At 44.8% G+C, this 22,677-nt stretch carries 22 protein-coding genes; 12 read left to right on the plus strand and 10 right to left on the minus strand.

Annotation, left to right across the window (positions count from 1 at the left end; translation table 11 throughout):
• Positions 1-75: 75 nt before the first annotated feature.
• From HLM86_RS04745 to HLM86_RS04770, 6 genes are all read left to right on the plus strand, one after another.
• Entirely contained in the window at positions 76-855 is a 780-nt protein-coding gene (locus HLM86_RS04745) for a TatD family hydrolase (protein ID WP_076586374.1), read from the plus strand.
• A gap of 197 nt (positions 856-1,052) precedes the next feature.
• Positions 1,053-2,309 (plus strand): NupC/NupG family nucleoside CNT transporter, encoded by a 1,257-nt coding sequence (locus HLM86_RS04750; protein ID WP_076586376.1) that lies wholly within the window; start codon positions 1,053-1,055, stop codon positions 2,307-2,309.
• A 265-nt stretch (positions 2,310-2,574) separates the two neighbouring features.
• Positions 2,575-2,745, plus strand: a complete 171-nt coding sequence (locus HLM86_RS04755) for a XapX domain-containing protein (protein WP_076586776.1) — start codon at positions 2,575-2,577, stop codon at positions 2,743-2,745.
• Positions 2,746-3,007: 262 nt separating this feature from the next.
• Complete coding sequence (gene deoC, locus HLM86_RS04760; protein WP_076586380.1) at positions 3,008-3,784, plus strand: deoxyribose-phosphate aldolase; 777 nt, start codon at positions 3,008-3,010, stop codon at positions 3,782-3,784.
• A 78-nt stretch (positions 3,785-3,862) separates the two neighbouring features.
• Positions 3,863-5,191, plus strand: a complete 1,329-nt coding sequence (gene deoA / locus HLM86_RS04765) for a thymidine phosphorylase (RefSeq protein ID WP_170882324.1) — start codon at positions 3,863-3,865, stop codon at positions 5,189-5,191.
• 64 nt (positions 5,192-5,255) lie between these two features.
• On the plus strand, positions 5,256-6,476 hold the full coding sequence (locus HLM86_RS04770; RefSeq protein WP_170882325.1) for a phosphopentomutase: 1,221 nt from the start codon (positions 5,256-5,258) through the stop codon (positions 6,474-6,476).
• Positions 6,477-6,544: 68 nt separating this feature from the next.
• On the opposite strand, the gene HLM86_RS04775 is transcribed toward HLM86_RS04770, so the two are convergent.
• On the minus strand, positions 6,545-7,150 hold the full coding sequence (locus HLM86_RS04775) for a YtjB family periplasmic protein (protein ID WP_076586385.1): 606 nt from the start codon (positions 7,148-7,150) through the stop codon (positions 6,545-6,547).
• Between the two features lie 103 nt (positions 7,151-7,253).
• On the opposite strand from HLM86_RS04775, the gene serB reads away from it, so the two are divergent.
• Complete coding sequence (gene serB / locus HLM86_RS04780) at positions 7,254-8,234, plus strand: phosphoserine phosphatase (RefSeq protein WP_076586387.1); 981 nt, start codon at positions 7,254-7,256, stop codon at positions 8,232-8,234.
• Positions 8,235-8,295: 61 nt separating this feature from the next.
• Here serB and HLM86_RS04785 read toward each other — a convergent pair whose 3' ends face one another.
• The gene (locus HLM86_RS04785) at positions 8,296-10,641 is read right to left on the minus strand and encodes a PilZ domain-containing protein (protein ID WP_170882326.1); all 2,346 of its coding nucleotides are present in this window, start codon (positions 10,639-10,641) and stop codon (positions 8,296-8,298) included.
• Between the two features lie 135 nt (positions 10,642-10,776).
• Here HLM86_RS04785 and radA point away from each other — a divergent pair, with 135 nt between their 5' ends.
• Positions 10,777-12,156: a DNA repair protein RadA gene (radA, locus tag HLM86_RS04790; protein ID WP_076586391.1), complete on the plus strand. Its 1,380-nt coding sequence runs from the start codon at positions 10,777-10,779 to the stop codon at positions 12,154-12,156.
• A 52-nt stretch (positions 12,157-12,208) separates the two neighbouring features.
• On the opposite strand, the gene csdA is transcribed toward radA, so the two are convergent.
• The 4 genes from csdA to HLM86_RS04810 form a co-directional block, all read right to left on the minus strand.
• Positions 12,209-13,420, minus strand: a complete 1,212-nt coding sequence (gene csdA, locus HLM86_RS04795; protein ID WP_076586393.1) for a cysteine desulfurase CsdA — start codon at positions 13,418-13,420, stop codon at positions 12,209-12,211.
• Positions 13,417-14,019, minus strand: coding sequence for a DJ-1 family glyoxalase III (locus tag HLM86_RS04800; RefSeq protein ID WP_170882327.1), 603 nt, complete (start codon positions 14,017-14,019; stop codon positions 13,417-13,419). The genes csdA and HLM86_RS04800 overlap by 4 nt, the downstream gene beginning before the upstream one ends.
• Entirely contained in the window at positions 14,016-14,909 is an 894-nt protein-coding gene (panE, locus tag HLM86_RS04805) for a 2-dehydropantoate 2-reductase (RefSeq protein ID WP_170882328.1), read from the minus strand. Before panE ends, HLM86_RS04800 begins: the two co-directional genes overlap by 4 nt.
• A gap of 109 nt (positions 14,910-15,018) precedes the next feature.
• Positions 15,019-15,807, minus strand: a complete 789-nt coding sequence (locus HLM86_RS04810; protein ID WP_076586399.1) for a nucleoside-specific channel-forming Tsx family protein — start codon at positions 15,805-15,807, stop codon at positions 15,019-15,021.
• Between the two features lie 345 nt (positions 15,808-16,152).
• Between HLM86_RS04810 and HLM86_RS04815 the strand changes: the two genes are divergently transcribed.
• The 3 genes from HLM86_RS04815 to HLM86_RS04825 all read left to right on the plus strand — a co-directional run bounded on the left by HLM86_RS04815 (position 16,153) and on the right by HLM86_RS04825 (position 18,027).
• Positions 16,153-16,716 carry an LON peptidase substrate-binding domain-containing protein gene (locus HLM86_RS04815; RefSeq protein WP_170882329.1) on the plus strand — a complete coding sequence of 188 codons (564 nt, stop codon included), beginning with the start codon at positions 16,153-16,155 and terminating at the stop codon, positions 16,714-16,716.
• A 73-nt stretch (positions 16,717-16,789) separates the two neighbouring features.
• Positions 16,790-17,374, plus strand: a complete 585-nt coding sequence (locus HLM86_RS04820; RefSeq protein WP_170882330.1) for an RNA polymerase sigma factor — start codon at positions 16,790-16,792, stop codon at positions 17,372-17,374.
• On the plus strand, positions 17,371-18,027 hold the full coding sequence (locus HLM86_RS04825; RefSeq protein WP_076586406.1) for a ChrR family anti-sigma-E factor: 657 nt from the start codon (positions 17,371-17,373) through the stop codon (positions 18,025-18,027). The genes HLM86_RS04820 and HLM86_RS04825 overlap by 4 nt, the downstream gene beginning before the upstream one ends.
• A gap of 92 nt (positions 18,028-18,119) precedes the next feature.
• Here HLM86_RS04825 and HLM86_RS04830 read toward each other — a convergent pair whose 3' ends face one another.
• From HLM86_RS04830 to HLM86_RS04845, 4 genes are all read right to left on the minus strand, one after another.
• The gene (locus tag HLM86_RS04830; protein WP_170882331.1) at positions 18,120-19,511 is read right to left on the minus strand and encodes an AmpG family muropeptide MFS transporter; all 1,392 of its coding nucleotides are present in this window, start codon (positions 19,509-19,511) and stop codon (positions 18,120-18,122) included.
• Between the two features lie 102 nt (positions 19,512-19,613).
• Positions 19,614-20,159 (minus strand): peptidylprolyl isomerase, encoded by a 546-nt coding sequence (locus HLM86_RS04835; RefSeq protein ID WP_170882332.1) that lies wholly within the window; start codon positions 20,157-20,159, stop codon positions 19,614-19,616.
• Positions 20,159-20,728, minus strand: a complete 570-nt coding sequence (locus HLM86_RS04840; protein ID WP_076586413.1) for a YajG family lipoprotein — start codon at positions 20,726-20,728, stop codon at positions 20,159-20,161. Before HLM86_RS04840 ends, HLM86_RS04835 begins: the two co-directional genes overlap by 1 nt.
• 51 nt (positions 20,729-20,779) lie before the next feature.
• On the minus strand, positions 20,780-21,910 hold the full coding sequence (locus HLM86_RS04845) for a methyltransferase (RefSeq protein WP_170882333.1): 1,131 nt from the start codon (positions 21,908-21,910) through the stop codon (positions 20,780-20,782).
• A gap of 138 nt (positions 21,911-22,048) precedes the next feature.
• Here HLM86_RS04845 and HLM86_RS04850 point away from each other — a divergent pair, with 138 nt between their 5' ends.
• The gene (locus HLM86_RS04850) at positions 22,049-22,366 is read left to right on the plus strand and encodes a BolA/IbaG family iron-sulfur metabolism protein (protein WP_170882334.1); all 318 of its coding nucleotides are present in this window, start codon (positions 22,049-22,051) and stop codon (positions 22,364-22,366) included.
• Positions 22,367-22,677: the final 311 nt, after the last annotated feature.

The following is a 22,677-nucleotide window of genomic DNA, read 5'->3' on the forward strand; positions in this document are numbered from 1 at the left end:
GAAATAAATCCATGCTATATTTTTCTGCTAAGCATCAGACAATACGACTCGCTTTTGTTTCAGAGGGCGCTGCTCTTGCGCCTTTTTGATACGCATTGTCATTTTGATTTTGAGCCATTTTCTCAAAATTTTGATTCTCAGCTTCTGCGTGCGAATCAGCATGGTGTTGAGCGCTTCGTCATTCCTACAATTGGTCCGTCGAATTGGTCTAGCGTGGCTTTGCTTGCTAAACAACACCCGTCTCTTTTTTTTGCTTTGGGTTTTCACCCGCATTTTATCGACGCGCAAAGCGTTGAACACTTTTCTTTACTAGAGAGTTTACTGGCCAACCAACCGGCACAATGTGTAGCTGTGGGGGAGTGCGGACTGGATGGAGCCATACCGCTGCAAGCGAGTATTCAGGAGCAAGTTTTCATCCGTCAGCTCGAACTGGCAGCATCTTTTCATCTGCCTGTTATATTGCATGGCAGAAAAACGCACAATCGTATGTTGCAGTTGATCAAAAATAGCCGATTTAAAGGCGGTGGGGTTTTGCATGGTTTCTCTGGCAGCTATCAACAGGCAATGCAATTTGTTGAGCTTGGATTTTACATCGGTGTAGGAGGTGTCATTACTTACCCTCGTGCCCAAAAAACCCGTCGCGCGGTTAAACAACTATCTCTAGAGCACATCGTTTTGGAAACCGATGCTCCGGATATGCCATTATATGGTCATCAAGGTGAGATCAATCACCCCAAAATGCTGACGAAGATCCTTGCCTGCTTGGCCGATTTAAAGGAAATGCCGTTTCAAACAGTCATGGATTCGGTCTGGAGTAATAGTCACTTGGCGTTTAATATGGATGATGGGGCTTAGTCTGAATTGTTCAATTGATAATTATGAAGGTCACCAATGGTGATCTTGTTCACGTTAATGAGTAATGGAATGATTAAACTTATTAGAAACTGTGAGGGTGGCGTTATTTTATAAATGGACACATGAGTATAATTGCCCCGCTTTTCAAATCCACTTTGTAACACGCCAACAAACAACTTATAAGGAAGTCATAAACTATGAGCCTGTTTATGAGCCTAGTCGGTATGGCAGTATTGCTAGGAATTGCAGTACTACTGTCTGATAACCGCAAAGCTATTAAAATTAGAACTGTGGGTGGCGCATTTGCTATCCAATTTATGTTAGGTGCATTTATTCTTTACGTTCCTTGGGGACAAGAGATGCTTAAAGAATTCTCTGACGGAGTCTCACATGTCATCGCCTACGGAAACAAAGGTACTGAGTTTATCTTCGGTGGTCTAGTTTCTGGAAAAATGTTTGAAATCTTCGGTGGCGGCGGTTTCATCTTTGCTTTCCGTGTTTTACCTACCCTAATCTTCTTCTCTGCCTTTATCTCCGTTCTTTACTACGTCGGTATTATGCAGATAGTGATTAAGGCTCTGGGCGGCCTTTTGCAAGTCGCGCTGGGTACTTCTCGTGCTGAATCAATGTCTGCAGCGGCTAACATTTTTGTTGGCCAGACCGAAGCCCCATTAGTGGTCCGACCGTTTATACCCAAAATGACTCAGTCTGAGCTGTTTGCGGTAATGTGTGGTGGTCTTGCTTCTATCGCTGGTGGTGTACTGGCGGCATTTGCAGGTATGGGTGTTAAAATGGAATATCTGGTAGCGGCATCCTTTATGGCTGCGCCGGGTGGTTTACTTTTTGCCAAAATAATCAAACCTGAAACCGAAGAGCCTGATGAAAACCTCAATGGTGATATCGATGGTGGTGCTGATAAGCCTGCAAACGTGATTGATGCAGCCGCTGGTGGCGCTGCAGTTGGTCTCCAACTGGCCCTCAATGTAGGGGCAATGCTGTTAGCGTTTATCGGTCTAATCGCACTGGTCAATGGTATCCTAGGTGAAGTGGGTGATTTGTTCTCTATGCCGGAGCTCACTTTAGAACTTATTCTGGGTTGGGTTTTCTCTCCGTTGGCTTTCTTAATCGGTGTGCCATGGGAAGAAGCGACACTGGCGGGGTCTTTCATCGGTCAGAAAATTGTTGCTAACGAGTTTGTTGCTTATTCTGCCTTTGCACCATATCTAGCAGAAGGCGCTGAGGTCGTGTTGTCTGAGAAGACCAAAGCGATAATTTCATTTGCTTTGTGTGGATTTGCTAACCTTTCTTCCATTGCTATTCTACTGGGTGGATTAGGAAGTTTGGCACCAAAACGCCGTAATGAGATCGCTCGGATGGGTGTAAAGGCTGTTTGTGCTGGTACGCTCTCTAACTTGATGGCAGCGACAATCGCTGGCCTATTCCTTTCTTTCTAACTTGATTAAGCGAAAGATTATATAGACGCCGTTTTAAAAAGCCCCGTAGCAAGTTTCTTGCTGCGGGGCTTTTTTGTTTTTACAGCGTTAGAAAGTGGGGTCATTAGCCAGATAACATTTGAATCAAGCGTTTGTCATTCTAAATAATTGTTCAAACGTTGAACGGAACTTTTTTGAGATACTAACCGTTTGCGCTCTATGGGTAACTATAGTTCTGCGATGAATATCTATAATGTATGTATCTAGAGAAACGGGGGCACCGGTGATGAATGAAGTTTTTCTCGCGACCACGGCAGGTTTTGTTGTGGGGGTCCTGTTTTCCGCCATGAAGTTACCCATACCCGCTCCGCCTGTTTTATCAGGTGTTATGGGGATTATAGGGGTCTATCTAGGCGGTTTGACTTATCAATGGATCATTGAAAAGTTCTTTAGCTAGCACTGATCAATACAAGGAGTATGATTGGCGTTGGCATCAGCTTTGTCTTATTTATTGGACAAAGCGACTCATACATTAGAAACCGCAATCGCAGATTGTTGTACCAAAGACCAAATTGGTACTGTGCGGTGACAGGGATAGCAATTGGGGCAGATTTGCTGTTTGCCTCCAAGTCTTCAGGGAACCAAGTCCGTTCATTAATGACTGAACAGCCACTATTGGGTTGGGCAGATACTTTTATGAATATTGATCGGAGATAGAAATGAGCGAATTAAAAGCAGCAGCACTACGTGCACTTAAACTAATGGACCTGACAACACTAAATGATGATGACACCGATACAAAAGTGATTTCGTTGTGTCATGACGCAAAGTCAGCTGTAGGCAATACCGCCGCAATTTGTATTTACCCTCGCTTTATTCCTATTGCTAAGAAGACACTTCGTGAGCAAGGAACCCCAGATATTCGCATCGCAACAGTGACTAATTTTCCACATGGCAATGATGACATCGACATTGCTGTGGCTGAGACCAAGGCTGCAATTGCTTATGGAGCCGATGAGGTTGACGTTGTTTTCCCTTATCGTGCACTTATGGCCGGCGATGAAAAAACGGGTTTCGAGATCGTAAAGCAATGTAAGCAGGTATGTGGCGATACACTCTTAAAAGTGATTATCGAAGTGGGCGAGCTAAAAGAAGAAGCCTTGGTCAAGAAAGCGTCTCAGATTAGCATTGAGGCGGGGGCCGATTTTATCAAAACGTCGACGGGTAAAGTGCCCGTCAATGCAACGCCAGAGTATGCTCGGATGATGTTGGAAGTGATTCGTGATTTGGATGTTGCCAAAGACGTTGGTTTTAAACCTGCCGGTGGCGTCCGAACTGCCGAGGATGCTCAGGCTTACTTAGCGATGGCGGATGAAATATTAGGTAATGAGTGGGTAGATGCGCGTCATTACCGTTTTGGGGCCTCTAGCCTCCTAACCAACCTCCTTAATACGTTAGAAGTGACAGACGAAACTGCTGAATCATCGGCTTACTGAGTCTGATTAGATGGTGAGTGTTCACTCACCATTTTCCTTTTACTTGACTAACCACCTCAACTTATGTGGGAGGCGCTAATGTATTTACCTCAAGAAATTATCCGAAAGAAACGCGATGGTGAAATACTCACCACCGATGAAATTGATTTTTTTATTCAAGGTGTCGCCAAAAACACTGTCTCCGAAGCGCAAATCGCTGCGTTTACTATGGCAACCTATTTCAATGATATGACGATGGAAGAACGGATTGCTTTGACCTGTGCGATGCGTGATTCAGGAATGGTCGTGGACTGGCATGAACAAAACTTTGATGGTCCGATTGTAGATAAACATTCTACTGGTGGTGTGGGGGACGTTACCTCGTTGATGCTCGGCCCAATGGTCGCCGCCTGTGGTGGCTTTGTGCCAATGATTTCAGGCAGGGGTCTTGGCCATACTGGTGGTACCCTCGATAAACTTGAATCGATTCCCGGGTACAACATTACCCCCAGTAATCAAACATTCGCTGCGGTAACCCAAGAGGCCGGTGTCGCGATCATAGGTCAAACAGGTCACCTTGCTCCTGCGGATAAACGGGTGTATGCAACGCGTGATATCACTGCAACGGTGGACAACATCTCATTGATTACCGCATCGATTCTTTCGAAGAAACTTGCCGCTGGTCTTGAGTCGTTGGTCATGGATGTAAAAGTCGGCTCGGGCGCTTTTATGCCGACCTACGAAGCATCAGAAGAGCTGGCAAAGTCTATTGTTGCGGTGGCGAATGGTGCAGGAACGAAAACGACCGCGATCCTTACCGATATGAACCAAGTTCTCGCGTCCTCAGCGGGCAATACGTTGGAAGTTAGAGAGGCAGTGCGGTTTATGAACGGAGAATACCGTAACCCACGGCTTTTGGAAGTCACGTTAGCCCTGTGTGCTGAGATGCTGGTGCTTGGAAAATTGGCTAAGAGTACTCAAGACGCCCGTGAGCAATTGATGGAAGTATTGAACAATGGTCAGGCAGCTAATTGTTTCGGCAAGATGGTTTTTGGTCTCGGAGGCCCTGAAGACTTTGTAGAAAACTACGACCAGTATTTGGGTCAGGCACCGATTGTGAAGCCGGTTTATGCTGACAATATCGGTTTAATTTCTGCGATGGATACACGAGCGATTGGTATGGCCGTAGTGGCGATGGGAGGCGGTCGACGTGTCTCTACCGATGATATTGACTACGCTGTTGGCTTTGACCAGTTTATCCGTTTAGGCGAAGAAGCATCGCCTGAGAAACCCTTAGCGATCATCCATGCTCGCAATGAACAACAATGGCAAGTGGCCGCCGATGCACTCAAAAAAGCAATGACAGTAGGTGGTGCTTTTACGCCAACACCTGACGTTTATTGTCAAGTGCGAGCAGAAGACGTTTGAACCAATAAGATATGGCCAGCTTGAACCACAACAATCATAATTGAGCTGGTCTAAGGAAAGAGCAATGAAAAGAGCATTTATTTTAGTACTGGATTCATTTGGTATTGGCGCGACAAAGGATGCCAAAGACTTCGGTGATGTGGGTTCTGATACCATGGGACATATTGCTGACTACTGCAGTCAAGGCTTGGCAAATAACGAAAACCGCACAGGAGTACTCAAGTTACCTAATCTGTCCAAGCTGGGCCTAGCGATGGCTCACAAAGAGTCAACGGGCCACTTTGCCTCAGGCTTAGAAGGCGAGGTTGATATTATTGGTGCCTATGGGCATGCCGCAGAGTTGTCGTCAGGTAAAGATACGCCTTCAGGTCATTGGGAGATAGCAGGTGTCCCAGTGTTGTTTGAATGGGGGTATTTCACTGATAAAGCAAACAGTTTCCCCAAAGCGTTGACCGACCGTATATTGGAGCGAGCAGGTCTCAAGGGCTTTTTAGGAAATTGTCACGCATCAGGAACACAAATACTGGATGACTTGGGTGAAGAACACATGAGAACCGGTCTGCCAATTTTCTATACATCGGCAGATTCTGTCTTCCAAATTGCTTGTCACGAAGAAACATTTGGTTTAGATCGCTTACTTGATTTATGCAAAATTGCCCGAGAGGAGTTAGAAGATTACAATATAGGTCGTGTTATTGCTCGCCCATTTATTGGATCGGGTCGAGGCCAGTTTGAGCGCACAGGCAACCGTCGCGATCTGTCGGTTGAGCCGCCATCAGCAACAGTGTTACAGAAGTTGGTTGAGGAGAAGCAAGGAGACGTTATTTCTATTGGCAAGATCGCTGATATTTACGCCCATTGTGGCATTACACAGAAAGTTAAAGCCACCGGTATTCCAGCATTATTTGACGCGACATTAGAGCAGATCAAGTTGGCAGGAAATAATACGATTGTATTCACCAATTTTGTGGATTTTGATTCAGCGTATGGGCATCGTCGTGATGTTGCAGGTTATGCCGCAGCGTTAGAATATTTTGATGGGCGGATTAACGAAGTCATTGATCTTATGGAAGCTGATGATGTGTTGATTCTTACCGCTGATCACGGTTGTGATCCAACTTGGCCTGGTAGCGATCATACTCGTGAGCATATTCCCGTTATTGTCTATGGCAAAAAAGTTCCAGCAGGATCGTTAGGTTTACGCGAATCTTTTGCCGATATTGGTCAGAGCTTAGCCGCGTATTTTGATCTTTCTCCTATGGATTTTGGTCAGCGTTTCCTTTAATTCATTTCGGCAGGGGTGTTCCCCTGCCTAGAAGTATTTACTTGAACTTTACCTAGAAAATACTCGAATTAGTCTATGTTTTTTAGGAGTAGGTTCTCACCATTTTGCTTGGGCTTTCTTCTTACTACGACAGCCAGTAAGAGCCCTGCAATAAAGCTCATTCCGACCATGGTGTACATATATCGGTCACTCTTTCTGTAGTAATGGCCAGAGAAAGCGGTCACCTTACCCGTTTCAAACGTAATTCTGATGAATCCTAGAATCGCATTGTCATGAACAATCGGTTCTACCAACTGTTGCTTGCCAATACGTGCCGTTTCTAAAGGGGTGTCTAGCCCCAATATTTCACGGACACTTTTCGCTTTATCACTCGACGCTAAGCGAATACCTTCAGCATCATAAATCGTGGCATCAAACACGAGATTATCCACAGCCAGTTGATTGGTGAGATTGAGCAAGCGTTCTTGATCTTGATTGACAATCATCTGTCCAGCAGAGAGAGAGGCTTGGGAGACCAATACCTTGGTAAGTGTTTCTAGTTGACTCTTCTGAATTTGTTCATTGCCCTTCGTGATTTTAACGCTATTGACACCAATAACGCCGACCATTGAAATCAGACCGAGAATAGAAAGGGCTCTGACTGCCACGCGAAATGAAAACAGAGAGGATTCCATAAACACCTATACAAAGGTTAATTTTACTATAGAGCATATTGATACTTGCGCAGCCAAATTGCAATAGGGTAACGTGTAAGGAGATTTTTTAGGAACGATACACATGGAAACGTTTAAGCCCCTTTCTATCTATAGACACCTGCCACTTTTGAAGCGACTGCCAGAAGCTCGCTTGAGCAACAATTTTGATAGAGCTCACGCGAATTGGGTCGTCTTTTCGCGTAATCTATCCATCCATCAATTTGAAGATATCGACGCATTTACCGGCTATTTCAACGCCGTAGTCGATGTATGGAGAGTAGGGCCGTATGAAGTTGCGCTCATGCAAGGTGAACTCACGTCAGAGCATCAAACCATACTCAAAGCATTGAAATTGGACTTTGCGAGCCTAAATGATTTGCCCGATTTATCGAAGCCCGGTTTGATTGTTATGGATATGGACTCTACGGCTATTGAGATCGAGTGCATTGACGAAATAGCAAAACTCGCTGGTGTTGGTGAGGAAGTTGCACGGATAACCGAACAAGCTATGCAAGGAGAATTGGATTTTGAGCAAAGTTTACGCCAACGAGTTTCGAAACTGAAGGGGACGAGTGAAGAGGTGCTTTGTGCAGTAAAACGTGATTTACCTCTGATGGCGGATTTGCCAGAGCTGATCAATACGTTGCGCCAATTTGGTTGGAAGAGCGCGATTGCATCCGGTGGTTTCACGTATTTTTCAGATGCTCTTAAAGAAAGGCTGCATCTTGATTATGCGCAGTCCAATCAATTAGAAATTATTGATGGAAAATTGACTGGCCATGTTATTGGTGACGTTGTCTCCGCGCAGACCAAGGCTGATATTTTAGAAACGTTGTCAGAACAGTTTGATGTGGAACGTCACAATACCATTGCAGTGGGTGATGGTGCCAATGATCTTATGATGATGGATGTTGCAGGTTTGGGTATCGCTTTTCACGCTAAACCTAAAGTGGAGAAGAGTGCTCAAAACGCTATACGCTTTGCTGGTTTGGGCGGAGTGTTGTGTATTTTATCTGCTGCGTTGGCGAAACAACAAAAGTTAAGCTTCAAACCCATGCCATAGGCGATGCTTACGTTGGTATGTGATCGGAATGAGGGATTGGTTTGATTTTGGGTGCGATGAGTTATTTGGTTAGCTCAAGTCGGGTCAGGACTTCCTCCGTGATATCGGTAATTTCGCCATAGCCTACAATGCTGTTTATTTCTTTTTCAAGATTCTTGGCCTGACTCATGTTGCCCGCTGCCAGTTCTTGCAGGTCTTCTTGCAACAAGGCGGTCATGGGATCGAAGATCGGTGCACTACAAATACGCAAGGCAAAGAAGCCGTTGACCGCTTGGGCTTCTCTTACAAAAGCAATACGCTGCTTGAGAGATTCAAACTCACTCACAAGTTTCGATTCATAAGATTGAATTCTGTTACCAAATTGAGAAATGGAAAAATAAATTTCCTGAAATTGAGGTTCTGCACCATCTATGCGTCTCATTGGTTGGGCAAGTAATGTGTTGGTGTGTCCTTTATAGATGGGTTCAAGAGAAAAGTTTTGATCACGGCCTAATTTCGCCAAAATGACGAGATGTGGCGCTAAGGGAAAATTAACGCCAATAACGCGTGGTTTGAGGTTTTTACCCCTTTTTTCGACGAATATTGGTGAGCTGACGATTTTATCTAACAAGATATCATGCAGCCCTTCTAGGAGAGGGTTACTCGGCAGCAACTCCTGCTTTGCAATCAACTTATCTTTATTATGCTCAATCATTGTTCCAAAGAAAGCGATGGCTTTCATTGTGTGACTGTCTTCTTGCATCACTAACTGCATTCGCTTGCCACCTGGTGAAACACGAATAACGGTATAAGGGACATTATCCAAAGGAAGATTTTTGTCGTACAGGTCGAGTTCTTTAAAGTGTACTGTGCACTCCTCTCCTGAATTAAGTGTGCATGGTGTGCTTAATGCGACACTGATTCCTCGTTTGGATAGGTCTAAAGTAACACCTGCGTGGAGAGTTTCACCTTGTATTTTTAACTCGATAGGTGAGCGAAATTGATATCTAGGTTCTTTTCGTCGTGATTTTGCATCGAAGTAGATACAAAAAGGGTCGCTGTCAGGGTTACGTGCATGACGAAAGCGATTAAGCTCACTGCTTGCCAAGCGAGGTTTGGCCGCCAAGAGGTAATCTTGATGGGTAGATGGGGTTGAGAGTTCTTGAAGGACTCCGCAGTGAGTCAGCGTTTTTGTATCAAAGTTGAGTTCTGTTGAATGCTTGGCGAGTTCGAGTTTTTCCTCTGAAGCCAGTTCAAATACATGGAGACGAAATGCCCTCCAGCTCTCTTTCTTTGCCCCTACATGCCAAAATAGTTGTCTTGTTTCTGGTGTTGTTTCGGGCATCATCATCGAGAAGAATAAGGTTTTACCTTGGTGTTCGTGAGCAAAGGAATACAAAATATTATTGCTGCTCTTGATGCCAGGTTTGGACAGTAATGCAAGGCGTTGTTTATTAAACAAGGTAGTCAGTGACTGCTGATTGCGTTCATCATGCCAATATTGCCATATGGGCTGGTTATTTTCCGTCATTAACACGAGCTTCAATTCATTTTTACTAAAAAAAACGGGGAGGTTGCAAGTGTGCTTGAGAAAGGCATGTTCGTAGCCTCTGGTGCGTGCTCTAATTACCTTATCTTGAGTGTCATGTCGGGAGCGGTTGGCTTCATTAGCGAGTTGCTCTTCAATCACTTGTTCAATGATCATTGAATCGTCAAGTTTTAGAAGTCGAAGATATTTGACCGCGTCGTTTTCATAAGAGTCATCAATGCCAACCACTCGATAATTTACTGGGTGGTCTATGCCCTCTACTTCGGTCAAGTTTTCTAACTCAACGAAGCGAACTGAGATAATTTCGCCGAGTTTATAGCTAAAAGCGGCCGGCACTTTAAATTTTGCTCCAGAGGGAGAGAGGTCGACAGTCGTCGCATGGACAATTTGCTCTCTATTGATCTGGAGTTCGATTTGGGAGGAGAGCTTTAAACGCTTTTCTCGACGTTTGAGGTCATAACCAAGATTAATCGCTTCAACGTTGTACGCGGCACTAGTGTCAGTTGAGTCAGGCCCTTGAGCTTGCCCTTTTTTTTGCATCACACGGAAGTTGTTGTGCGTATTGCACAACGCCTCCCAGACTCCTTCCGTATAGCTGCCAAATTTTCGGGTATTCTTGTGATAGACGTTAAAGGCGACATCGTCTAACCAGTGCTTACGTCCATCAAGGTCGTACTCTCGGCAATCCCCTTTTACTCGTCCACGCAGATCGACACTCTTAGTGCAGGGTGCCATTACCCTGTTCAGTTCCATTTTGACTAAAATTTTGACCGAAGGAGGTTCACCTTCCGTCATTTGCGCAAGAAGGTATTCAAAATCCCCGGAGCGGAACGCAGGAATTAATCGCTCTGCTAAAGATAAAATTTCTGGCTGCTGCATATATTTTTGTTATCGTATCCCTTGTTGAGAAATATCGACCTTGATATACAGATCTTTAGTGATATGTTACACCGAATCAAGTTTAATTAGTGACGAATGCTAAAAATATCGTCACAAATATAGGTCAGGGTGGGTATGGCAAAAGCAAAAAGAGCATACGTATGTAACGATTGTGGTGCAGATTTCCCCCGTTGGCAGGGGCAATGCAACGCCTGTGGTGCTTGGAACACGATTAGCGAGGTTCGACTGGCAGCCTCCCCAGCGGCAACGCGCACAGAGCGTTTAACAGGGTATGCGGGCAATAGCGGAGAGACCCAAGTACAGACGCTGTCAGAGATTGATCTGCAAGAGGTCCCTCGTTTCACGAGCGGATTTAAAGAGCTTGATCGAGTGCTGGGCGGCGGCGTAGTTCCGGGAGCTGCAATTCTAATTGGTGGTAATCCTGGGGCTGGTAAGTCGACATTATTACTTCAAACCATGTGTTATCTCGCCTCTCAAATGCCTACGCTTTATGTCACCGGAGAAGAGTCACTGCAACAGGTGGCCATGAGAGCGTTGCGTTTAGGCTTACCAAAAGACAACCTTAAAATGCTCTCTGAAACCAATGTTGACCGTATTTGTCAGATTGCAGAGAAAGAGCAGCCCAAAATATTGGTTATTGACTCTATTCAGGTTATGCATGTTGCTGACGTCCAATCTTCTCCGGGAAGCGTTGCGCAGGTACGGGAATCGGCTACGGCTCTCACTCGATATGCAAAGCAAAACAATGTCGCGGTGTTTATTGTTGGTCATGTGACGAAAGATGGATCGTTGGCGGGGCCTAAAGTCTTAGAGCATATTATCGATTGCTCCGTGCTCCTCGATGGTGGTACAGATAGCCGTTTTAGAACGCTACGTAGCCATAAAAACCGTTTTGGGGCTGTTAATGAGCTCGGAGTCTTTGCAATGACAGGGCAAGGGCTGAAAGAAGTCAGTAATCCTTCGGCTATCTTTCTGTCGCGTGGCGAAGAGGAAACCTCGGGCAGTTCTGTCATGGTTGTGTGGGAAGGAACACGGCCACTCTTGGTCGAAATACAAGCACTGGTGGACTATTCACAACTTGCTAATCCACGGCGAGTGGCTGTTGGATTGGAACAAAATCGGCTTTCTCTTTTGCTGGCCGTTCTTCATAAGCATGGTGGTTTGCAGATGGCCGATCAGGATGTGTTTGTAAATGTTGTCGGTGGCGTGAAAGTCACTGAGACCAGTGCCGATTTAGCATTAGTCTTGGCATTATTGTCCAGTTTTCGTGATCGACCTTTACCCAAAGACGTGGTGGTGTTTGGAGAAGTAGGGCTCGCAGGAGAAATTCGACCTGTGCCGAGTGGGCAGGAGCGCTTGAATGAAGCGTTCAAACACGGTTTTAAAAAAGCCATCGTGCCAGCCGCTAACACGCCTAAAGGCGGGATCGAGGGGATGCAAATTCATAGCGTAAAAAAACTATCGGATGCTCTAGAAGCTTTTGATGAGTTATAGCGCGTCTGTTTTTCTGGGGGGCTCTCCCCCCAGCTATCACTTGTCTTTTCCATCAAAGCATATTGACGGCCTTTTCCACCGCAGAAACCAACCTTGTAACGTCTTGTGCGTTATTGTAAAGGGCAAATGACGCTCGGATGGTACCTTGAACACCTATGGCAGCCATCAAAGGGTGAGCGCAGTGGTGGCCTGCCCGTATTGCAACACCTTGTTGATCGAGCAAAGTCGCCATGTCCTGATGATGGACCCCCTCAACCACGAATGATAAAACGGATGCGCCTTTTTGATAGCCAAGGATAGAGACACCTTCGATTTGTCTGAGGTTATCGTAAGCTGTCGTCACTAAGTGATTGATATGTTGTTTGACATCACGATGATTGAACTGCTCATACCAATCTATCGCTGTTGCCAAAGCAATTGCGCCAGCAACGTTGGGTGTCCCAGCCTCAAATTTTCCCGGGAGTTGGCTGTAGGTTGTGCCGTCAAAAGAGACATGTTCAACCATTTTTCCACCGCCGTGCCACGGTGGCATACGTTCAAGTAAAGATAATTTGCCATAGAGAACACCAATGCCTGCTGGAGCATAGATTTTATGGCCAGAAAAGACATAGAAATCGGCATTGAGTGCCTGGATATTAACCGGTTCATGTACAATTCCCTGCGCCCCATCGATCACTACGGTTGCGCCAAATTGGTGGGCTTGCTCTATAACAGATTCAATCGGTTGACGCGTTCCCGTGACATTGGTGATGTGCGCCAAGGCAACTAACTTAGTTCTTGCACAGAGCAACGATTGAAACTCCGCCATATCCCATTGATAGTCGGCGTTCATCGGTACCTTGATGACTTTTGCCCCAGTCTGCTCAGCAACAATCTGCCAAGGGACGATATTGGCATGATGTTCCATTTCCCCCACAAGGATTTCATCCCCGTGTTGTAACCTCTGTCGCGCATGAGTTTGCGCTATGAGGTTAAGAGCCTCGGTAGCACCGCGTGTCCAGATAATCTCTTTGCTCGTTGAGGCACCAATAAAACTGGCCAACCGCTCACGTGCAGACTCAAAGTTTACAGTCGCCCGCGCAGTCAGGCTGTGGTTTCCTCGGTGAACATTGGCGTTCTGAGAACGATAGTAGTTAGAAATTGCATCAATCACGCAGTTTGGTTTTTGGGTTGTGGCGGCGCTATCGAGGTAGACCAGTTCTTGTTGATTAACCGTTTGATTGAGGGCTGGGAATTGGGCTCGCACCAAGCTGACGTCGATCATTGGCTATCACCTAACTTTTTGTAGTGTAACGTGGGAAGGGTGACCAAAGGTTCGGCCACCGACCAAGCATGTTGTTTACCAGACAGGTTAATGATTATCTCAATAGAAAATTCCAGAGCGGTGCCGGGCCCTTGGCTGGTCAATACGTTGTGGTTGACATCGAATGTCACTCTTTTGGGGCGCCAGTTTTTTGTTGGAATGTGGTTGGCAAAGTCTGGATGGCACGTCATTAATGCTTCAGAATAAAAGCCATGGTGTGCTAAAACCAATGCAGGAGCAGCACAAATTGCGGCAACGAGTTTGCCTTCATACATTTGCTGTCGAACGAGTTCGACGAGGACAGTGCTGTCTCGGAAAGTGTTTGAACCCCCGACGCCGCCAGGCAAAATAACGGCATCAAATTCTTCATCAGCAATATCAACTAATTTGCAATCCGCTGATAAGGTGACACCACGAGCCCCTTTCATGGTCAATTGTCCATCGAAGTCTGCACTTGCTATGATGGTTTCGTAACCCGCCCTGATCATGATATCAATAATGGTGATTGCTTCCATTTCTTCGGTGCCAGGTGCAATAGGAATGAGTACTTTTTTGGTCATTGTCCCTTCCAATAATTCAGTTCTATTTGTTTAATTTTCTCGAATAGAGAGCGGTTGATAGGCGCTGCAATACCATGAACGCTCGCTCGTTCTAATAGATAACCTGTAATAAAGTCTATCTCGCTTGGACGTTGATAAAAAATATCTTGTTGCATCGAAGAGTAGTTTTCGGCCGTTGCTCGAATTACATTACTGACCGTGTTAACCAATTCTGCCCTATCTATAATAATCCCTTCTGCGACCATGACCTTGTGCACTTCAACCAGCAACTTTTCAATAGTGAGTTGGTAGTGGGGTTGAGCGAGCTGGCCATTAGTGATCTGGTGAATGGCGCTCAGTGGATTAACGGCGCAATTTACCGCAAGTTTTTTCCAAAGAGAAGGGATTATATTCGAGCTCCATTGGACGTCAGGTAAAGCATGATCCATGACTGATTCTAAAAACTGACACTGTTGTCCGAGAGTATTAAAACCGCCTAGTTGTGTTTCGCCTCGCCCAGTGTGAATCACTTTCTGCTTGCTCGGCTTAAAGGCACCATGAGTCGTGGTGGCAAGGACCAAAGGGTTACTCGGGTATTGAGCATTAATGGCCTCAGCTGATCCCATGCCGTTGTGCATCAAGACAATGATCGCATCTTGAGCAATATTGGCTTTTAAGGCTGAAAGTGCGGTACTGACTTGCCAAGCTTTGACCGTGACCAAGATTAAGTCCGCGTGTTGAACAGCGTTAATATCATGATTTCGGAATTGGGTTGGTGGAGAATCACCTAGCTGGATGAGGCGTTCCGGTTCATTTGACGTTGACCAAAGGGAGACACGGTGGCCTGAAGCATAAAGCTTGGTTGCCCAAAGCGACCCTACAGCACCAGGTCCAACAATTACAATATTCACGCGACACTCATCAAAAAATAGTTTGATGAAAGGATAATGACACCGAAACGGAAAGCAAATAAAAATGGCACTAAAAGGTGCCATTTAGATATTGATGAGGTCAGCGCGATTAGAATTTATACGTTACCGCTAAGTAGTTTGTGGCGCCAGAAGAACGGAATCCAGAGCTATCTTCTATGCCATAAACATCTTGGTATAATTTTAGACCGTAACCGATCGCAAAGCGGTCTGAATGCCAGTAAATCCCGTTAAACATCGCTCCACCATTGGTTGACGAAACGTATCCCTTGTCTTTTTCCATGCCAAACTGGTAGTCGATGTAGCCTTGGTAAGAAATAAAGGAGCCATTTTCAAAAAAGTAGAAAGGTTTGAACCAATTGGTAGAGAGTTGGTAACCATTCCAATCTTTTTTGTTTGAATCATAGGTCCCGTACAGATTTAACCCTACTTTGCCGAACCAAGGCAGCTCTACATCTGAACCAAAGCCAATTTTTTGAGTGTTGACGCCAGAGTTACCTCCCCATTCCATCAGTGAGGAGACGTAAACTTCTTGGACAGGACCTAATGACAAGTCTTTACCAGTTAGTGCATCCAGAGACATGCGAGGGGCAAACTTCATAAAGATTTTTTCTTGACCGTTTTTATCGCTGCCGCTATCAGAGGTCAAGTTGAACACGTCAACATATCCGTAAAGATCAAAAATGCCTGAACGACCGCCGAATTCCATTTCCAAGTAGTCGTGAGTTGAGTTACCTGGTTTCTCGTTGAATGCGCCCATTAGGTTAAACTGCATCCATTTATAATCGTCTTTATGGATGTCGCCGTCAGAATAATCGGCTGCCATTGCAGTTGTAGACATGACTGCAGCGACACCAAGAGTGAAAAGTGATTTACGCATAGTGTGACTCTCTGTGTTTATTTTGTATTGGAACCGGTTCATAAGGATGTGGTTACACAATCTTTGCTGTGTTTTCTTCGCTGCGCATAATAATGATTAAATTCTCAATTAATAGTGATGTAATGTCCAAAATTGCATAAATATAGTGACCAATATCTCAATAATAAATAATAGTTTTATAACTAATGGGGTTTCATGTTTTTGCATATTAGCTGTTCAGGGAACCGTTTACGCAAACGTTTCATGTGGCTCGTTCCCCAAGTCCACTGGTTGAACAGTGTCTTCATTGATCTCTATTCCTGTTTGAAACGTACTAAAAGGCAAAACAGTAGCGGATGAAATATTGTGTCTCAGTTAATGTTATTTCCCCTTGGGTCGATTTTACTTCCTGAAGGAAAAATGAAACTTAGGATTTTTGAACCCAGGTACAAAAGGTTAGTGAAGGAAGCGAGTCAGAGGGACGGCACGTTTGGTATTTGCTTGTTTGAAAAAGAAGGGGAAGGGAGTTCTCTTTCCTGCGTTGGCACTCAAGCTAAAATCGTTGATTTTGAGTTATTGGACGATGGGCTTCTTGGACTTACCGTTATTGGTATGAAAAGATTCATGATCCAGAGAGTGAAAACAGAATTTGACGGCTTGAGAGTTGCGAACGTTGAATGGTTGCCAAGTTGGGACGTTGTTGATATTGAAGATCGGCATCAGTTTATTGTTGACCATCTCAGGCAGGTTTATCAGCAGTTTCCCCAACTTGGAGAGATGTACGATCAATGTTTTTTTGATGATGCCTCTTGGGTTACGCAACGCTGGCTAGAGTTGTTACCCATCCCTAAGAGTCAATTTGATTTTTTGCTACTTCAAAGCGATTGCTCGACGGCGATGGAATTCTTGTCTCAATCCATTGAGCCTTGAACTAAACTAATGTAGTGATCGATTTAACGATTTTTAACGTAAGTAGTCGGGAAAGCACCACAAGGAATCAACCATGGCGGTAACAAAAATAGACGCGTTGAGCAAGGCAGAGTGGAACGCCTGTATGGACAAGGTGAAAGATCGAGACAAAAAGGCTTTCGCGCTCGTGTTCAATTACTTTGCGCCTCGGCTTAAACAGTTTACCTTCAAGCACTTGGGTAATGAGCAGGTTGCATTGGAGTTGGTCCAAGAGACGATGGCAACGGTGTGGCAAAAGAGTCACTTGTTCGATGGATCAAAAAGCTCTCTATCAACTTGGATTTACACCATCTCCCGAAATCTGTGTTTTGACGTCCTACGTAAGCAAAGAGGCCGAGAGCTGCACATTCATTCTGAAGACATTTGGCCCAACGATTTCTGCCCACCCGATTTAGTCGAACACTACGCGCCTGAACATGAAATGCTCAAAGAACAAGTCATTAAGTTTTTAGATGTGTTACCAGAAGCGCAAAAAAAAGTGGTAAGAGCTGTGTATCTAGAGGAATTGCCGCACCAGCAGGTGGCGGATATGTATGATATTCCGGTAGGGACGGTGAAATCGCGCCTGAGACTAGCCGTAGAAAAACTAAGACAAACAATAGAGGTTGAGCGTTTATGAGTCATCATCCCGAGTACAATATGCTGAGGGCTTACGTGGAAGGTGAGTTGGACGCCGTCGACGGTTTCTCTATAGCCACTCATTTGGAATCATGCCCTGATTGCAAAGGTAAAGTGGCGGAACTCGAAGCGCAGTATGGAGAAAAATTGTGTGCTTTAGAAGGGGAAAGTGATCGAGCCTTTAGTGCGATGCTTGATAACATTTTAGCGGCGGACACCTTAGAGATTAATGTCAACCGGAGACCATCGACGATTGAAGTGGGTGGAAAGATTTTCCAATTACCACGTTCTCTGACGAATTTAAGGCATCACATCGGGCATTGGAAAAGTTACGGTGGGAAGGTATTTAGTGCGCCGATAGATCTGGGAGAAAACTGTCGAGTTAACCTTCTGTATATTTCTGAAGGTGTGAGAATTCCCCAACATACACACAAGGGAATCGAATCGACGTTAGTATTGCACGGAGGATTCTGTGATGAGGACGGAGAATATGAGGTTGGCGATTATCTTGTCAAAGATGCTTCCATCAAACATAGCCCTTACACGCGTGCTGGAGAAGATTGTCTGTGCATGACGATATTAACCGAACCTATGGTATTTACTCAGGGTGTTGCAAGAATGTTCAACATGTTCGGAAAAGGTCTGTACCCTTAAGGTTGTGCTTTGGGTGAGAAAAATGTGGTTAATGTTCATGACATTTTTTCATGAGAAGCAAGGAGGCAGATTCAACATCATGCCTCCTTCGCTTATATCCTCGGCTTTGTGACGCTATTGGTATCGTCTTCATCCCTTTGTCGCGCCTTATCTAGCAGTTTGGCGAAGTAGTGTCTTAGAGAATAGAGCATCAGTAAGCTCGGAATCACCATCAGTGAGGTGAGGATAAAGAAAAGAGACCAATCATTAAGAAAATCAACCAGCCCACCGCTAAATGACGCTAAAGTCGTACGGCCTAAGTTGCCTAATGAGGCGAGTAAAGCGTATTGGGTGGCTGAAAAGGCTTGACCAGTCAATACGGTTAAGAAAGAGACGAATGCAACCGTGGAAAAGGCTGTGGTGAAGTTATCCACGACAAGCGCAGCGAAGAAAAGATTTTCGTCGGGCCCAACGTGGGCAATCCAAGAGAACATGAGATTGCTTGCTGCCATCGCGACCCCACCTATCATTAGACCTCGTACGATGCCAAATCGGACATTGAACACACTACCGATTAATGTGAAGACCATGGTTAACCCCCAGCCGAAGAGCTTAGAGTAGTAGGCGATTTGTTGATTGCTGAATCCGATTTCCTTATAAAAAACAATCGACATTCTGCCAAGAAATGCCTCACCAATTTTAAACAGAAAGACAAACATCAATAAGGTCACTGCCACCTTAAAACCGTTCCGTTTAAAGAAGTCTAAAAAGGGTTCGAAGACAGTGACACCGAGCCATGCGAGGGCCGCGGATTGAGTTACCTGTTTGTGGCGTTTCTCAGCTTGTGCTTGAAGAGCTTCGCGATGCGACTTGGGTTCACTGACGAACAGGGTAAATAGCATCAATAAAACCACGATAATGGCCATTTCGTAGTAAACGTTATTCCAGCCAATCGCGTCAGCATTAACAAAAGCAATGTAGCCAGGCAATGAGTAACCGGTCCACCACCCGACTACTGCCATGGCAGCGGCTTGAGGCAGTTTTGAGGATTCGGTCTTTGGAAATGTATCAATACGATATGCGTCAATCGCGATATCTTGAGTCGCGGAGGCAAGGGCAATCCCCAAAGCTAATACGGATGTGAGTATTAGGCTCTCTGCTGGGTTAACACCAGCAATCAAAACGGTCCCGACCAGCACCAATGATTGGCAAAAGAAAATCCAGCTTCTTCGCTGGCCTAAAGTATTGTGTAAAATTGGGAGCTTAATTCTATCAACAAGCGGCGCCCATAAAAAGTTGATGGCATAGACGGTAAAAACACTGCCAAAGTAACCAATTGCCGTGCGAGTCAAACCTGCGTCCTTTAACCATCCAGACATGTTCGATCCAATGAGCACCCAAGGGAAGCCACTTGAACATCCAAGCATGAATACCCATAAAAGGCGTTTATCTAAATAGCTAAGAAGCGTTTCTCGCCAAGAAGCTGAAGAGGAATTTAGCGACATAATCTCTTCCTGTGCCGTGCGCTGTATGAGAAGTGAAGTCCAAAATGAAAAAACCAGAAAGGATTAAAAGGCTCCAAACGCATGGTTTGGAGCCTTTCTGGGTTAGGGAAGCAAGGTTACTTTTTTGATTATAATAGTATTTTTTGGTACATCTCGGTATCGGCCAACGGTTTTGGTGCCTTGTTTCGTCATATTTTGAACGATATCAAAACCGCGAGTTACTTTACCAAAGACCGCGTAGCCCGGCGGGCGTTGGTCATAATCTAGGAAACTATTGTCGACGTAGTTAATAAAAAATTGTCGAGTGGCAGAGTCAGGGTTGTTGGTTCTCGCCATTGCCACCGTTGCCGTTTCATTTTTAAGGCCATTGGAGGCTTCATTTTTTATGGGTTCATAACTGGGTAATTGCTTCATTTCTTGATTGAAGCCGCCACCCTGAGCCATGAAACCAGGAATGACTCGGTGAAACTGAGTGCCTACGTAACTGCCATCTTTGACGTATTTTAAGAAGTTTTCGACACTAATCGGAGCTTTTTCCTGATTAAGTTCGATAGTAAAAGCACCAATATTGGTTTCAAATTCCACTTTCGGTCCAGCCAACGCGAGCTGGCTAACGAGTGTCAGTGATGCGAGCGCTAACTTCCACATTAGAAACGCTCCTGCATATAGCTTTTGAGTTCATTGTCATTGGCGACCTCTTGCAAAACAAGGTTGATCACATCATTGAGAACGATTTCAATTTCTTCGTTGGAAGCGCTGAGAATACCGGAGCGGTTGGCGGTACCCGTATACGTTTTTACCAATTTACCCTGAGGCGTCTCTGCTGTAATGGCCAAAACGATTTTGCCATCCATTTGGTTTTCCATGACCGAATGCTTAACAGAAACAAGAGCTTGTTGCACTTCGACCTTTACGGAGTTTTCACTATTTACTGTGCTATTAAAGCCTTGTGATTGGAACTGCTCCAACAGCGCGTTTTCGATCGCAATTCTAACATTTTGCTTGGAATGAATCGGTTCAATGTTTGAACGACCACTATCGATCAGTGCAACATATTGTGCAGAGCGAATGTCTTTACTCGTCAGGGTAAAGCTTGCGCCTTGTGCCATGCCGCCGTGATTCAGAACTGGCTGAGGCATAAAGTTGATCTGATCTTGTTGCGGTGCAGAGCACGCGGTCAGTAAGGCCATTGACGCCGCTAGAACCAGTTTTCTCATTGTAATTTCCTTTAATCGTTACTCTAAAAGTATTAGAACCATGATAGTGAACTATTTAGTTGCTTGTAAAATAACAAATTTATTATTTGAGGCAACAAGCTTTACGTTCGGTTTCCCAAATAGCTTAGATAACTTCCCATCGTAGCCGAGGTGGCGGTTGCCGATAACTAATAATTTCCCCCCAATGCTGAGAACATGCTTTGCATCACAGAACATTTGCCATGCAATATGGTCGGTAATGGCTTGTTGTTGGTGGAAAGGGGGGTTACATACCACTAGGTCGGCACACGCTTGTTCGAAGCCATCGAGACAATTGTTGACGACGGCTTTGAATGCTCTTTCCGTACCGAGTGTGCTAGCCAAGTTTTGCTTGGCCGACTCGACGGCCATAAAGCTCTCATCAACACATGTGAGGTGGGCTAGTGGGTTAATTTTACCTAGTTTTACCGATAAAACACCATTGCCACACCCTAAATCGATAATTCGTTTTTTATCGAGGTTTTTGGGTAGATGCTCCAGCATAAAGCGAGCACCAAGGTCGAGTTTTTCTCCCGCATACACATTTGGCAGGTTATCGAGACTGAAGCTATGTTGGTCAAGGTGCCAACTTGTTTTGGGTGCCGCGCAATGTATGGGGTCACTGTCGGCCGTGCAAAAAACCAAGCGATGTTTCTTCCATGCGAGTGATGTTTTGGTGCTACCAAGATATTTCTCAAATATGTTCAATGTTGTTGAGTGAATTTCTTTGGCTTTATTAACGGCAATAACTGGGACCGTTCTATCGAGTTGTGCTCTGAGTTGAGTGAGTTGCCATGCCAGAAAGCGGTTATTTCTTGGAATTTGCATTAGGACATAGTCAACGTCCGCAGGGATTTTTTGCAGGGAATTGAGCAGGCAAATAGAGCGGCAATGATTCTGTTTCAGGTTGGCGGAAGTGGCTTGATGAGCAATATAAGAATCACTTATTGAGCTGACTTTATGATGTTCAGAAAACCAGCAACCTAATGCTCCAAAGTTGTCATTAAGCAGTAAAATGTGTTTCCCGTTGTCTAAATTTAATGACTCTATATGGTTAATGATGTATTCATCACCTGCGTCCCAAGCTTGCAATGTTTGATGAGTATGGTGAGGAAAGCGGTGCAGAGAGACGGTGCGCTCATGCAGCGTAAGATCAGTTTTCATAGTTGGAACGCGTTTGTCATTAATGACCCAAATTGTCGCAGAAGCGGAGGGATGTGGAAACTAAAACCTTTAGCTTTACGTACAAGACCATTAATATTAAGTCTTGATTAAGCCCTTTTACTCAATGGTGAGACTAAAATGATACAAGAAGTGATTCAAGCCAAGCTAAATGATAAATTTGCGCCCGACCACCTTGAGGTGATCAATGAAAGTTATATGCATAATGTGGCCCCAGGATCAGAAAGTCACTTCAAAGTAATTATCGTCAGTGAACAGTTTGAAGAGCAGAGGCTGATTGCCCGCCATCGTTTGGTGAATCAAGTACTGGCAAATGAATTGGCTCATCACATTCATGCCTTATCTATGCATACATACACGGCGAAAGAGTGGCGAGAGTACCATCATTTGGCGCCGGACAGCCCTATGTGTATGGGTGGGGGCAATTCAAAAAAATAGCGAATTTTTCGTTGAGCTAGGCCGAATCTGTAACAAAGTTTTCAAAGGAAGTGGATGGAAAATAAACAATGTTATTTTCGTCACCAATGCATTAAACGATAAACAAGCAAGTGATGCTAATTGTTTGTCTTTGGTGGTGTTTGTGCGATGGTTCAAACTTATGGCTAATACTTGAGCTTTTAGACTTAATTGCTTCGAAATAACGCACTTACCCCCCCTTTTGATCATGGCATACACTTCTAAAAAGGTGATAGACTATCGCACCTGATAAATCTCGACTAAATTTGTAGCGAGGTTTGAAAAAAGGATGT

Origin of the sequence: Vibrio ostreicida, assembly GCF_013074385.2 — a bacterium.
Lineage (GTDB): Bacteria > Pseudomonadota > Gammaproteobacteria > Enterobacterales > Vibrionaceae > Vibrio > Vibrio ostreicida.